Annotated in this window: 14 protein-coding genes; 4 read left to right on the top strand and 10 right to left on the bottom strand. The window is 55.7% G+C overall.

The features are described from left to right. Nucleotides 1-368: 368 nt before the first annotated feature. The 3 genes from ACFFT4_RS19335 to ACFFT4_RS19325 form a co-directional block, all read right to left on the bottom strand. Complete coding sequence (locus tag ACFFT4_RS19335) at nucleotides 369-512, bottom strand: hypothetical protein (RefSeq protein ID WP_378050457.1); 144 nt, start codon at nucleotides 510-512, stop codon at nucleotides 369-371. A gap of 22 nt (nucleotides 513-534) precedes the next feature. Further along, nucleotides 535-1,044 (bottom strand): GNAT family N-acetyltransferase, encoded by a 510-nt coding sequence (locus tag ACFFT4_RS19330; protein WP_378050456.1) that lies wholly within the window; start codon nucleotides 1,042-1,044, stop codon nucleotides 535-537. A gap of 71 nt (nucleotides 1,045-1,115) precedes the next feature. Next, entirely contained in the window at nucleotides 1,116-1,757 is a 642-nt protein-coding gene (locus tag ACFFT4_RS19325; RefSeq protein ID WP_378050455.1) for an HAD family hydrolase, read from the bottom strand. A 100-nt stretch (nucleotides 1,758-1,857) separates the two neighbouring features. Here ACFFT4_RS19325 and cdaS point away from each other — a divergent pair, with 100 nt between their 5' ends. After that, on the top strand, nucleotides 1,858-2,475 hold the full coding sequence (cdaS, locus tag ACFFT4_RS19320; protein WP_378050454.1) for a sporulation-specific diadenylate cyclase CdaS: 618 nt from the start codon (nucleotides 1,858-1,860) through the stop codon (nucleotides 2,473-2,475). Nucleotides 2,476-2,594: 119 nt separating this feature from the next. After that, nucleotides 2,595-3,803 (top strand): MFS transporter, encoded by a 1,209-nt coding sequence (locus tag ACFFT4_RS19315; protein WP_378050453.1) that lies wholly within the window; start codon nucleotides 2,595-2,597, stop codon nucleotides 3,801-3,803. 14 nt (nucleotides 3,804-3,817) lie between these two features. On the opposite strand, the gene ACFFT4_RS19310 is transcribed toward ACFFT4_RS19315, so the two are convergent. Continuing rightward, entirely contained in the window at nucleotides 3,818-4,522 is a 705-nt protein-coding gene (locus ACFFT4_RS19310; protein ID WP_378050452.1) for an alpha/beta fold hydrolase, read from the bottom strand. A gap of 25 nt (nucleotides 4,523-4,547) precedes the next feature. After that, nucleotides 4,548-5,309 carry an SDR family NAD(P)-dependent oxidoreductase gene (locus ACFFT4_RS19305; RefSeq protein WP_378050451.1) on the bottom strand — a complete coding sequence of 254 codons (762 nt, stop codon included), beginning with the start codon at nucleotides 5,307-5,309 and terminating at the stop codon, nucleotides 4,548-4,550. 238 nt (nucleotides 5,310-5,547) lie between these two features. Here ACFFT4_RS19305 and ACFFT4_RS19300 point away from each other — a divergent pair, with 238 nt between their 5' ends. Then, nucleotides 5,548-5,643 carry a putative holin-like toxin gene (locus tag ACFFT4_RS19300; protein ID WP_378050450.1) on the top strand — a complete coding sequence of 32 codons (96 nt, stop codon included), beginning with the start codon at nucleotides 5,548-5,550 and terminating at the stop codon, nucleotides 5,641-5,643. 244 nt (nucleotides 5,644-5,887) lie between these two features. Here the strand turns inward: ACFFT4_RS19300 and ACFFT4_RS19295 are convergent, their stop codons facing one another. After that, on the bottom strand, nucleotides 5,888-7,561 hold the full coding sequence (locus ACFFT4_RS19295) for an SWIM zinc finger family protein (protein WP_378050449.1): 1,674 nt from the start codon (nucleotides 7,559-7,561) through the stop codon (nucleotides 5,888-5,890). Between the two features lie 157 nt (nucleotides 7,562-7,718). Between ACFFT4_RS19295 and ACFFT4_RS19290 the strand changes: the two genes are divergently transcribed. Next, nucleotides 7,719-8,267 (top strand): hypothetical protein, encoded by a 549-nt coding sequence (locus ACFFT4_RS19290; protein ID WP_378050448.1) that lies wholly within the window; start codon nucleotides 7,719-7,721, stop codon nucleotides 8,265-8,267. A gap of 297 nt (nucleotides 8,268-8,564) precedes the next feature. On the opposite strand, the gene trxA is transcribed toward ACFFT4_RS19290, so the two are convergent. The 4 genes from trxA to ACFFT4_RS19270 form a co-directional block, all read right to left on the bottom strand. Further along, entirely contained in the window at nucleotides 8,565-8,876 is a 312-nt protein-coding gene (gene trxA, locus ACFFT4_RS19285) for a thioredoxin (protein WP_378050447.1), read from the bottom strand. After that, nucleotides 8,873-9,253, bottom strand: a complete 381-nt coding sequence (locus ACFFT4_RS19280; protein WP_378050446.1) for a MerR family transcriptional regulator — start codon at nucleotides 9,251-9,253, stop codon at nucleotides 8,873-8,875. Before ACFFT4_RS19280 ends, trxA begins: the two co-directional genes overlap by 4 nt. A 74-nt stretch (nucleotides 9,254-9,327) precedes the next feature. Next, nucleotides 9,328-10,644, bottom strand: a complete 1,317-nt coding sequence (locus ACFFT4_RS19275; RefSeq protein WP_378050445.1) for a deoxyguanosinetriphosphate triphosphohydrolase family protein — start codon at nucleotides 10,642-10,644, stop codon at nucleotides 9,328-9,330. 28 nt (nucleotides 10,645-10,672) lie between these two features. Next, nucleotides 10,673-12,904: a preprotein translocase subunit SecA gene (locus ACFFT4_RS19270; RefSeq protein WP_378050444.1), complete on the bottom strand. Its 2,232-nt coding sequence runs from the start codon at nucleotides 12,902-12,904 to the stop codon at nucleotides 10,673-10,675. Between the last annotated feature and the right edge of the window lie 50 nt (nucleotides 12,905-12,954).

Here is a 12,954-nt window from a genome sequence, read left to right as displayed (position 1 = left end):
ATGTCATCAAACACCCATTGTAAAAATATTGAACAAATGATTAAAATTATAAATCTGGCTTTGTGATGGGTGTTGGATGTTAGCTTTTTTGCATGGCTAGTGCCTCCCGGACCGTTAAAAGCGGGCAGTTGCCCAAATTGGCCTGCGTAACGGCCCCCCAGACCGTTAAAAGCGGGCAACTGCCCAAATCGGCCTGCCGACCCGCAAAGAGGGTTGGTTGGGTAGGGGGGGTCGCGATTTCTCCGAGTTCATGTATGCGAATTGGCCGGTCATAGTTATTTAACGTTCGCCCTTACCATACAGACGTTAACCCCCCTTGCAGACACCGGCTTAGCGCAGTTCCTGCAAGGGGGTTCATCAGATTATACTCAGCGCCCTTCCCGCTCGCGAACGGCGTCCCGGATTTCCTCCAGCGTCTGCTGCATCTTGCTCATTCTTTGCAGTCCGGAATATTGGTTGCCGATAAGGCCTGCCAATCCGATAATGAGCACGATTGCGATAAACAGCGTCAAAACGTCTCTCCCCTTTGCTCGGTTACTGAGTCGGAACCTTCAGCCCCATGTAAACCACGTCCCGGTCCACGCCGTCCAGCGTTGTCACGCCCGGCAGCAGCCCCCATTGCTCGAAGCCGAACTTCCGCAGCAGCGCCAGGCTCGCCTCGTTATGGCCGAATACAATCGCGAGGACGTTGCGGATGCCCAGACGCGGACACTCCTCGATCGCTTTGCGGAAAAAGAGACTTCCGATGCCTTTGGAACGATAGGCGAGATCGATGTAGATGCTGATCTCGGCGGTCGCGTCGTACGCGGCACGGCTGTGGAACCTGGAGAAGCTGAGCCAAGCGATAATCGCTTCTCCGTCCTTCATGACCCAGATCGGCCATTTGTCCGCCGAATGCGCCTCGAACCATCCGATTCTGTCCTCCGTCGTAACCGGCTCCAGATCGGCCGTTACGCTGCGGCTGGCGATCGTGGTGTTATAGATGGCGACGATTCGTTCAAGATCTTCCCTTTCGGCGTTTACGATTTCATAGGACTGCTGCATGAGAATATAGCCTCCAAGCTTTGGAACGGATTGCCGATCGTTGTTACCTATTATAACGCGTCCCGTCATCCTCATAAAGCTATCGCGGCAATCTCCCTAATGGAACGGACGACCCGGTCGGCTGCGGACAAATCCTGGTTGCCCGAATTTTCATTGACGTAACCGATGCACGTCATGCCGGCCGCCTTGGCCGCAAGGATGCCGTTCCGGGAATCCTCGAGCACGACGCAGCCCCTCGGATCCGCTCCCAACTGCCTGGCCGCTTCCAGATACACATCCGGCGCCGGTTTGCCCCTGGCCACCTCTTCCCCGCTGACCACGCAGGAGAAATAAGACGCAATGCCGAACTTCGCCAGCACCGCCAAAATAAACTCGCGCGCGGACGAAGAGGCGAGCCCTACCGGAATGCCGCGCCGCTTTAGCTCCTCCAGCAGTTCCGGGATGCCGTCGATCGGCTCATAGGCGCTTTCTTCAAGCGCTTTGATTTTGCCGGCGAGCTGGTATGCGATAATTTCCTCAACCGTCTGCGACAGCCCTCTTTCGGCGCGAATAATCGCCCACATCTCCGGATTGGTCGTGCCGACGAACCGTTCCAGCTCCTCCTGCGTAATTTCTTCGCCCAAATGCTTCATCGTATCAATATCGCCGGCAAAATGCAGCGGCTCGCTGTCGATAAGGACTCCGTCCATGTCGAAAATAAAGGCCTGTATCATTCGAATTGTTCCTCCGTTGAGTTTGTAATGGCAGCTTGCATACATAGGCGCGCGAATCTGCATGCTAATCGGGAGTATGTTCAAGGAGCCGTGAATCCGCATGACGACCGCTTCCCAAAACTGCGATTTTTCGCCCATGAAAAGGATGATCACGGCCGACATCCGGCTAATGATATCCAAGCTCGAAGTTCTGGCCGCGACGCTCGATCATGAAGGGAACTGCTTGCTCGGCGAGTTGGAGCAGATCAAGAAAAACTTCCTTCAGATCGAGTCCAACGCGGCGACGTTTTATTTGAATTGTTATCTCTCCCCGTTCATCGAACGGTATACGGACTTATCGCTTACGATTCGGAGCTTGTCCAACCGCCGCCACGGCGCGTTGATCGTCGTCGAGCGCAAGGACCCGCTCGATCCGTTCCTGCAGCCCGGCATTCCGGTCGGAGCGCCGATCAGCCATACGCTGCTCGAATCGATCTTTTATCCCGGCAGCCCGCTGCACGACGGAGCGGTGCTCATCCGCGCGGATCGGATCGTCTCCGCCAAGCACGTGCTTCCGCTCGCCGCTTCCCAGGACGACGAGCGGATTACCGGCACGCGCCACCGCGCGGCGGTCGGGTTGTCCGAGCGATGCGACGCCATCGTCCTCGTCGTGTCCGAAGAAACCGGCAAAGCTTCCTTCGCCAGCGAAGGACAGCTATACCCCGTCATTACGCCGTAGACGACGAGTAACGCGACAGACGGAAGATCATACTAGGTGCGTTACCCACTTAATCGACCAGATTAACCAGAATTTAACTTTCAAAATGTCTAATGGCCGATTTAATCAGGAGGTCTGGCATGGAAACGCGCAAAAAAAGGGATATTCTCTCAATCGCCACGGTCCCGCTCACGATGACTCTGGCCAATTCGATGCTGATTCCCGTCCTCCCCGCCATGCAGCAAGCGCTGAAGATCTCCTCCTTGCAAGCGAGCTGGATCATTACCGCCTACGCGACGGTGGCGATTTTGTTTATTCCTCTTGCCGGTTACTTGTCCGACCGTTACGGCCGCAAAGCGGTCATTCTTCCGTCTTTGCTTCTCGTATGCGTCGCCGGAGCGGCCGCCGGCATTGTCGCGGCGATCGGCTCCCGCAACGCCTACGGTCTTATCCTTGGAGCAAGGCTGCTTCAAGGACTCGGCTCGGCCGGCTGCTTCCCGGTCGTGCTGCCGCTCGTAGGCGATCTGTTCAAGCGAGACCAAGACGTCAGCCAAGGCCTCGGACTGATCGAAACGGCGAACACCTTCGGCAAGGTCGTCAGTCCAATTCTCGGCTCGGCGCTGGCAATCTGGTCGTGGTACGCCCCTTTCTTCGCGATTCCCGCGTTCGGGCTCATTTCCTTCCTGCTCGTACTCGTCTTCGTCAAGACGCCGCACGGCTCCGACGACAACTCGTCCAAGCGCGTCGGGCTGGGCGCTTTCGTTCGTTCGGTGCTGGCCCTGATCAAAGCCGAAGGCAAGTGGCTTTACTGCATTTTCGCCATCGGCGGCATCGCCATGTTCGTGATCTTCGGCAGCTTGTTCTATTTGTCCGAGACGCTGGAGGAACGGGGCATGAAGTCCATCTACAAAGGGCTGGTGCTGGCCATCCCGCTCGGGGGCCTCTGCCTGGTTGCCTATTTGAGCGGAAAATGGATCGGAAAAAACAAAGCGCGCATGAAGTGGACCAGCTTGATCGGATTCGCGATCGCGACGGCCGCGCTGCTCGCGTTGGGGCTTATGAAGCGCGACGGCACCTGGTGGATCGCCGCGCTGCTCGCCCTGTCCTCTTCCGGCATCGGCGCCGCGCTGCCCAGCATGGACGCGCTCCTTACCGGAGGCATCGACAAAGATCAGCGCGGCACCGTGACCTCGCTGTACAGCAGCATGCGTTTTATCGGGGTTGCCGCAGGGCCTCCCGCCAGCGCCTTGCTCATGGACGTATCGGGAGGCGCCTTGTTCCTGGTCGCGGCAGGCACTGCGCTGCTCGCGACGCTGCTTAACTTGTTCGCGATCCGGCCGGAACGATAACTCCGGACGTTCGTCTACAGGATGAAGTCGCCGATCGTGCGGTAGAGAAGCTCCTTTTCCGTTTGCCGCAAGTCGTGGCCGGAACGCCCGAACACGGCGAACGCCGCGTCGGGGCATAGCCGTTCGTACCGCCTGCAGTCCTCTTCGTCCAGCAGACTGTCGGCCAGCATGCCCCGCAGCACGAGCAATTTCTTGTTAATGCCCTTGGAGAGCCGGCGCTGCGTCGACTCCCGCTCGATCCCCCTGACCGCTTCGGGACGAATGTTCCGCTGCCGGGAGAACTGGACCAGGTACGTAAGCAGGTAATCCTCGGCCCAGCCTTCCGGCAGCGCTCTATGCTCCGCGGGATACTCCTGCAATAGGACCGACAGCACCGCCGCGGGATGCTTCTCGAGATAACCGAGCGCGTAAGCCACTCCGCGGGAATTGGCGTACAGATGGAACCGGTTAAGCTGCGCGTCCGCTACGACGGCCGCGATATCCGAGACATGGTGCTCCAGGTCATACCCGCTCTCCGGTGTATCGCTCTGGCCGCGGCCGCGGAACGACAGCGCCACGCATTTGCGCGGAGACAAGTATGTCATCAGCTCGACGTATTCCTCGGCCGTCTCCGACAAACCCGGGCAGATGAGCAGAGGAACGGACGAATCCTGTTCGTTCGAGACGAGATAGTGGATTTCGATCTTGCCGTTGCTTGCGCGATGCGACCCGATGTCCATATCGTTCCTCCGCCCGTTCGTCAGATTAGATGGCCGGCATGACGTTGCCGCCGTTGACCGGAATGTAGGCCCCCGTAATAAATGACGCCAGATCGGACGCAAGGAACGCGACCGCGTTGGCGATTTCCTGATCCGTGCCTCTCCGTTTTAACGGTACGGACTGCTCGTACGCTTCGTTGCGCTCGGTGTGGCTCTCGCGATCTCTGTCGCTGATCGTCCAGCCCGGGGCGACCTGGTTCACCGTGATACCATGCTCGCCGATCTCCTTGGCCAGTACGCGATAGATGCCGTCCATTCCCCGTTTGCCCGCTACGTACGCCGATTGCGAAGGGAAATTTTGCATCGCGCATTCCGTATTGATGCCGACAAATCTGCCCCACTTTCGCTCGATCATGCCGGGCACGAACGCCTTGGCCAAGTATACGCTCTGCATGACGCAGGAGTCGAACTGGCTGGCATAATCCTCCGGCGCCTGTTCCAAAATGCTTGTCCATTGATACTGGACAACCGCGTTGGCCACCACGATATCGACCGGCGCGAGCCTGGCTTCAATCTCCCGCTTCATGTCGGCAACCGACTGCTGGTCGGTAATATCCGCATGGACGATGACTGCCTTCACACCATACGCTGTCAATTCCTCCTGCAGGGCGAGCGCCTGCTCCTCGCTGCTGCGATAATGAATCGCGACGTTCGCGCCGCACTGCGCCAGCGTCCTCGCCATCACCCGGCCCAATTGTCCGGTTGCTCCGGTTACGAGCGCGGTTCGTTTGCCAAGATCTATCTTCATCGTTGTTCCCCTTTCGCCATTCCCCTCCATCATAGGCAACATCCCCTGCGTTGACAACTAAAAAATCGTTTTCTTTCCGTCCAAGTGTTCAACAATAGAGGGTTCCGAGCAGCGGAACCGGAATACCTGTAAGCGCACGAGAATAAGAACGCTTGATCGCATGGAAAGTTAACGTTAAGATAAGATTGTACAATTGAACCTGGGTGGGCTTGGTTTCCCTTCGAAAGGAGGTGAAGCCATGGAAATAAAAGATGCAATCCTCATCATGATCGCTTTTTCTACCTTTGTCATTGCTCTTTTAACTTACATCGCGATTAACTACAAGAGAAAGTAAAAACCCACCCAATGGTTGACCGCCGAAGGTGGGTTTTGTCGCTCATTAACTTGAAGGGACATCCCATCCAAGCCAATTGTATAGGCCGAGTGTTCACAGCACTCGGTCTTTCTACTGCGATTTTAACATATACGATAACGCATAAACAAGTGATTGTTTGCAGCCACAACATGTAGAATTGGCTTCGTAAGCAATTGGGCAGATATAGGACAATTCCCCCTGATCATTCGTCTTCCGGCATTGCTCATATTTGGTCCAACTCGTCCATAAAAGCCGGCCTTTTCCGATATAGCTCGCGAAGCTCGTTAATCAGGGCGGTCTGATTGTCGCGGCCCGCTATCTTAGCGTATCTTCTAAGCATATAGCCAACCTTCTTATAATTGCTTCTATTCGTCGCCCATTGCGCCGTTTTTTTGATCTGATCGCGATAAATGGCGTTAATCTCATTCTCGAACTTCCCCGCCAACCTGTCGGCGTACTCTTCGATCTCTGCCGGGTTTTCCTTCACATACTCCATCAGCTCGTCCAGGTCTTCCGCCTCGGCAATGAGCTTGAGATACATGCTATTGGCTTGCCAGCTCTCTTCCTGCTTCAACCTCATCTTCAACCGATCGTACAACGATTCTCTCTCTTCTTCTCCCGCCAGCTGCCGAAGCTCGTGATAATATTCGAACTCGCCGGCGAGCAGCAGCTGTTCGGCCAACATCTTCTGTTCTTCCTTGCGCTGCAGCTCGTGGTACGCGGCATATCTGATTTTTTGCCATTTTAACACCAGCCCGGCATAATCCTTATCCTGTTCCTCGCCTTCCAAAGCCAGCTTTACGACACGATCATAATGATTATCTTGCTTAAATTGGTTTATGAGAGTTTCCCTAAAGGAACTGTAGTGAAGATTAGCGTCGATAAACTGTTCCGTTTCCTCCGCGGTACCGTATTCCCGAAGAACATCAAGCCATATTCCGAGTAACGTTTCCGTCGTATACTTCTGATATTCCTGGCTTGCGTATTTGTGTACGAGGCTTTCTATTTTCGCTTTTAGCGTATTTCTTAAGGCTTCAACATCGGCAAACTGAGCGCACGCGCTTAGAAGGGCAACCCTGAAATCTTCCCATCCTTCAAAAATCGTTTTTTCGCTCTCCTGCAGCAATTTCAGAAACAACCGCTCTCTCTTTTCCGGCTCCCATTGCGCGTTGTCTTCTATCGCCTCATGGACCCGCTCCAGCGCCTCATTCGCCAGCTCGCCGATGTCACCGTTGGAATCGTCCGCATACTGAAAAGCTTTAACGGCCTCCTCCAGAACAAGACACGCAATATCCACCGTCAAAAGCACGTCTTCCGTTTCCTCGGCTTTCTCCAGCACCCTGCCCAGCTCTTGCGCAAATCTGCCGACTCCCCGGTAATCTATAAAATCGCCTCTGCCCGTATGTTTCTTGACGATAGCAGCGATCAATTTCTTGCATTTATCAGGCTCCTCGACGTCGCTGCCTTGAGAGTATTTGAAAATGAGGCTGTTTTTCAGGACGGCATCCTGCTGTGCAATCTCTACGATCATCTCAATCAGCTGCTGCTTGGAAAGGTCGTTTAAGACCTCAGCCAAATCCGAATGCTTGACCGCTTGTTCTTGTGCGACTTCTCCGTCGCTTTCGCCGTCGATCATCTCGCGCAGTTCATAATAAGCTGCAACCTCATGTTTGCAAATCGGGCCCAAGTCATACGGACAGTCACAAACCGAACGCTTAATCCTTCCGTTCTCGTCGAGCTTTACCTCTACCTCGTATACTTCGCTTCCTTCAACCTGCACCAGGTATTCATTCTTTCCCTGATCGAAAACCTCCAGAACGTTACCTTCCGTGTAGTAATCATAACCTCTTGCCAATATCGTACGATTTATCTCGCTCTCGAAATGACGAATATTCATCGGTTATCCCCGCTATTCTTTATCAACTTAAATCTCGACACCATGATACCACAAAGCCCAGGGATTCTGCATCGCTGCGGTTATCCATACAAATTTCCCGTGTTCAAATGTTGAAAATAAGGTAAAATATATATCATTATAATGAAGGGTGATTTTAATGAAGAAAAGCTTCCTGTCACTCCTATGCTTCCTTGTGATATGCTGCCTTGGATTGCCTTCAGCCTTTACGGATTCGTCCGGCGACAAACTGAAAGCGGATAGCGGCGGCGAGTCAATCGCCAAAGCCTATGAATATCCCGTACAACCGATTACTGCAGGATGGAGCATTTCCAATTCCACTGCAGCGAAAGTTAAAGCTTCTCAAATTCCGGCAGCTATTTTGAATAAACTGACGACTTCGGCATTGGTAGAAACCGTGCTTCATTCTCCTTTAATGGTGAACATGTATGCATTTAATACCAGACAACAAGGCTATAATACGGTGTATGGCGCCTTTAACGGCTTGCAGGAGTTAGCCAAGAGAGAAGACGCCATATTTGAGTTGGAACAATATAAAACCAAGCTGCAATTATTAAATAGTACAGATAGCAAAGCGATTGTCCAGAATCTCTATATCGATACCCTAATTGAAGCTTTTAGCTCTGAAGGCGTTGTTGTGACTCCGTTCTATACCCATGATTCAGCGACTATCGGAACTTTTCAATAATTATATTGCAATTCAAGACGGTTGCACGTATATACGTGCGCAAGTATATTAAAACTATAGAAGGAGCCGTGCGTCAACACGACTCCTTCCAAGCACAGTAGCCGCTCCAAAGGCGGTCGGCTTCGGAATACGAAATCTAAGTCACAGAAATAGACCGCATTCCTTGCTACGGGGACGGTCTATTTCCGTGTTGTAGACAGCAACGCCACGATCAGCAAACCAAAAGTAAGCATGTGTCGCAGCCCCGAAACCCTCGTTTGGGACGGCGACGTAATGCCGAAGCCGCAGCAGACTTTCTTAAACGTATTTCGCCAGCAAATTTTCGTAAGCCGCTTTCGGTCTGAAGCCGACCAGCTTCTCGACCGCTTCTCCGTCGCGGAACAGCATCACCGTCGGCATCGACATGACGCCGTACTTGGCGGCCGTCTCCGGCGATTCGTCGCAATCGACTTCCAGCACAGCCACTCGTCCCTTGTATTCATCCCCGATCTCGTTCATGATCGGCTTAAGCGTTTTGCAGGGCGGGCACCAGACCGCGCCGAAATCAACCAAAGCTAATCCGTGGCTCGAAAGGCTCTCCGCCAAGCTCGCATCGTTAACTCGAATCATCTCTCCGCTTCCCCTCCTTCCGCCTGCTCGTTCTGTTTCCGAATCGACCGAATGCGATCCTCGAGGTTCGCGCGAATTTGGCTCAGCTCGACCATTTGCGCGTCGATTTCCCGCAGCTTGCTTTCGTACGTCGGAAGCACCTCCCGGCAGAAAGCCTCCTCGTTGATCAGCACGCAATGAAGAAAGCCGGCAATCTGCTCCGTCGTCAGTCCCAAAGCCAAATAGAGCCGGATCGTGCGCACCTGCTCCACGGCAAGGGACGAGTATTCCCGGTAACCGTTGCTCCCGCGGACCGAGGTCAACAGCTTTCGCTGCTCGTAATACCGAAGCGAGCGCACGCTGACTCCGGTTTTGGCCGACAGTTCGCCGATTTGCACGGCTGCTCCCTCCTTGACGGTCGATTCCCTGCAAGTATAAACCCTGACATCAATGTCAGGGTCAAGGACAAATGTTAATCGCGTTCGTAGATCGAGCCGGAGCGGCTGGCGTAAAACTCGGTATATACCTTCTCCGCGTAAGCATCCGTCATGCCGGAAATGTAGTCGGCGGCGAGCCGCTCCCAGGGCCAACTGGCTTTCTGCAGCTCGTAGTTCTCCAGCCAGTCCGGCGGAACGATCAGCCTTCCGGTCTCGTAGGATTTGAAGCTGTCCCACAGCCGTTCGATCATAACCTCGCTTCGCTTATGCAGCCGCTGTACGCGAAAATCCTTGATCAAGGTCACCCAGGCCAGCTTCTTCAAAATTTCCATCGTCCGCTGCAGCTCCCAATCCCGCTGCCCGTCGCGAACGAACGTTACCTTTTTCCAACCGCTCGCCGCATCGTCGATAATCCCAACCTCGCTGGCGAACTTGCGCACCCAGCGCGCCTTCATTTCCCGGCGGGTCCGCGAAGGCTCGCGCTCGCATTCCACGTAGATTTGCGCCCACTGCTCGTAAAATTCAAGCAGCACGCGCTTCACCATCGCCACCTGATCAACGCCCTGCCAGTTGTCCGCGGAATAGTTCGGATCGTCCGTAATCTCCTGCAGCACATGGGCGACGACGCGATCATCCTCGAAGAAGGCGCGGTCCATCAAAATTTTCCCCGCTCGAATGCCGTCCTCCAGATCGTGGGTCGAATACGCGATATCGTCGCACAAATCCATCAGCTGGGCTTCCAGCGTTGCGCAGCCTTCCGGCATCCCCCACGTCCGGCGAAGGAATTCGATGCCTTCCCATTCCTTGCGGTAGACGCCTTTATGCCTGCCGGCATCGTCGATGCAGCGCGGATATTTGTTGATCGCCAGCAGCACCGCCGCCGTCAAATCCAGTCCGCTGTCGCTGCCGGCGCGTTTCTCCAGGAACATCAGGATGCGGAAGTTTTGCGCGTTGCCCTCGTACTTCAGCCCGTGTTCGGCGCGCAGCAGGCGGTCCAGCACCTCTTCGCCCTTGTGCCCGAACGGCGGATGGCCGAGGTCGTGGGCGAGCGAAGCGCATTCGACCACCTCCGGATCGATCGTCAGACCCGGATGCTCCTTAAGCGCAAGGAACGGATACAGCCCGCCGAGCCGCCTGGCCACCTCCCGTGCGATCTGGGATACCTCCAGCGAATGGGTCAGCCGCGTCCGGTAGTAATCTCCCGAGCCGGCTCCGAACACTTGGGATTTCCCTTGCAGCCTGCGAAAAGCCGGAGACTGGATCAGCCTCGCGTAATCCTTCTCGAACTCGTCGCGGTCCTCGCCGGAATGGATGTTCTCCGTATCGTACAATCTCATCTTTCTGACATTCATGCGAAAAACTCCTTACCCGCGGTTTTGCTCAGAAGTTGAAAATGCTCGTCTTTTTCTCCATAAACTGATCCTGGATCAAATAGGTCCACGTTCTCGAAGGCGGCTTAAAGCCCATCCGCTCCCATTCGGCCCGATCGGAGGAGTCGGACGCGCCGAGCCTTCCGAGCGCTCTGGTCGTCTCCTTCTCCAGTTTGTCCGGAAGCTGCTCGAAGGCGTGAATGATCCGGTGATGAAATTCGTCGGCCGGATTGCGGTTCGCCAAGCTTTCCAGATGGATGCCTTCGCGAATGTAGGAGACGTAGGCCAGATGATCCGCCCAAGCTTTGTCCATTAAAAACAACCGGATATGCTTCTCCCGCTCGCTCATGCCGCTCCGGTCGCGCAGCACCGCTTCGCGCCGGTCATGATGAATGCGCCGCTGCTCCTCCACCATGTCCGAATATTTGTTCAGCGTCTTGCGCAGCTCGAAATTTTGGCCCATCACGACGCGCTGGATGTGGTCCATCTTCTTGCTGAACACCGATGCGGACAGCTCCTCGTCCTGCTTGCCCGTCCGGTAAGCCGCCGGAATCGCCTTCTCGATGCCGAAGCGGTTGATCAGCTCGTCCTCCAGACAAACGTAAAACCGCGAAGATCCAGGGTCTCCCTGCCTGCCGGCACGGCCTCTCAGTTGGTTGTCGATGCGCGCGCTCTCGTTCATGTGCGTGCCGATGACGTACAAGCCGCCGAGCTTGGCCACCTCTTCCGCTTGCGCGGGGTCGCCCGCGCCCAGACGGATATCGACGCCGCGGCCGGCCATGTTGGTGGACACCGTCACCGCGCCCAGCTCTCCCGCCCGCGCGATGATTTCCGCTTCCTTCTCGTCGTTCTTGGCGTTCAGCACATGGCAGGAGACGTTCGCCTTGCGCAGCTCCTCCGCCAGCTGGTCGGATTCCTCGACGCTGCTCGTTCCGATCAGAATCGGACGCCCCGTCGCGTGCGCCTCCGCGATCTCCCGCACAAGCGCCTTGAGCTTCGCTTCCTTGTGCGTATAGATGCGGCTCTCGTGATCGACGCGGATGCGCGGCCGGTTAGGCGGAATCTGGACGACGCTCAGCGCGTACGTCTCCTCGAATTCGTCCGCGGAGTCCTGCGCGGTCGCCGTCATGCCGCTGATTTTCGGATACAGGCTGAGCAGGTGCTGCAGCGTGATCGTGCCGAGAATTTTGCCCGACGACTTCGTCTCGATGCCTTCCTTCGCCTCGACGGCGGCCTGCAGGCCGTCCGGCCAGTGCCGGTTCTGCGCCACGCGGCCGGTGTACGGATCGATAATTTCCAGCTTGCCGTCGCGAATGACGTAATCGACGTCCCGTTTGAGCAGCGTTTCCGCGTGAAGAGCACAATTTAATGACGTTAATAAATGGCTGTTGTGGGCTTCGTACAGGTTGCCCGTGCCGAACCGCCGCTCCGCCTTCTCCGAGCCGGACTCCGTCAGGAACACATTGCGCTTGTTCTCGTCGAAGTCGTAATCCTCGCCCAGCGTCAGCTCCTTCGCCAGCTGCGCCATCCGGCCGCCGTCGTTGCCGCCCGAGGCGACTTCGCCGGCGATCACCAGAGGCACGCGCGCTTCGTCGATCAGCAGCGAATCCGCCTCGTCTACGATCGCGTAGTGGAACGGACGGTGCACGATGTCGGCCTCCGTCATCGCGATCGTGTCCCGCAAATAATCGAATCCGGCCTGCTTGGCCGTCACATAGGTAATGTCGGCTCCGTATGCCCGCTGCCGCTCCTCCGTCGTCATATCCTCCTTGACCGAAGCGACCGTCAGCCCGAGAAATCGATACACAGGCCCCATCCACTGCGCGTCGCGCCCGGCCAAATAGTCGTTAAAGGTCAGCACGTGCACGCCTTTGCCCTGCAGCGCGTTCAGATAAGCGGTCATCACCGCCGCGAGCGTCTTGCCTTCCCCGGTCTGCATCTCGACCATGTTGCCGTCGTGCAAAGCGGCTCCCGCCATCATCTGCACGTCGTACGGACGCATGCCGAGCATCCGGCTCGCCGCTTCCCCGGCAAGGGCGAACGCTTCGACCATAACGTCGTCCAGTGAAGCGCCGGTCCGGACCCTTTCCTTCAGCTTCGCCGACTCGGCTTGCAGCCGTTCGTCTTCCCACCCCGTCAAATCCCGTTCGGAGATCGCCTTCAGCTTGTCCGCGTATACTTTAAGTTTATGTTGAACGAACCGATTTTTTACTTTCTGCACAAGCCTGCTGGCAAAATTCATTCCAACAATCCCTTCCGACAATAATCTTATCTGCTTCTATTATAAGGTCA

Origin of the sequence: Cohnella cellulosilytica (assembly GCF_042431195.1) — a bacterium.
GTDB lineage: Bacteria > Bacillota > Bacilli > Paenibacillales > Paenibacillaceae > Cohnella > Cohnella cellulosilytica.
Note: the sequence above shows the minus strand (reverse complement) of the source record. Positions and strands in the feature narration are given on the sequence as shown.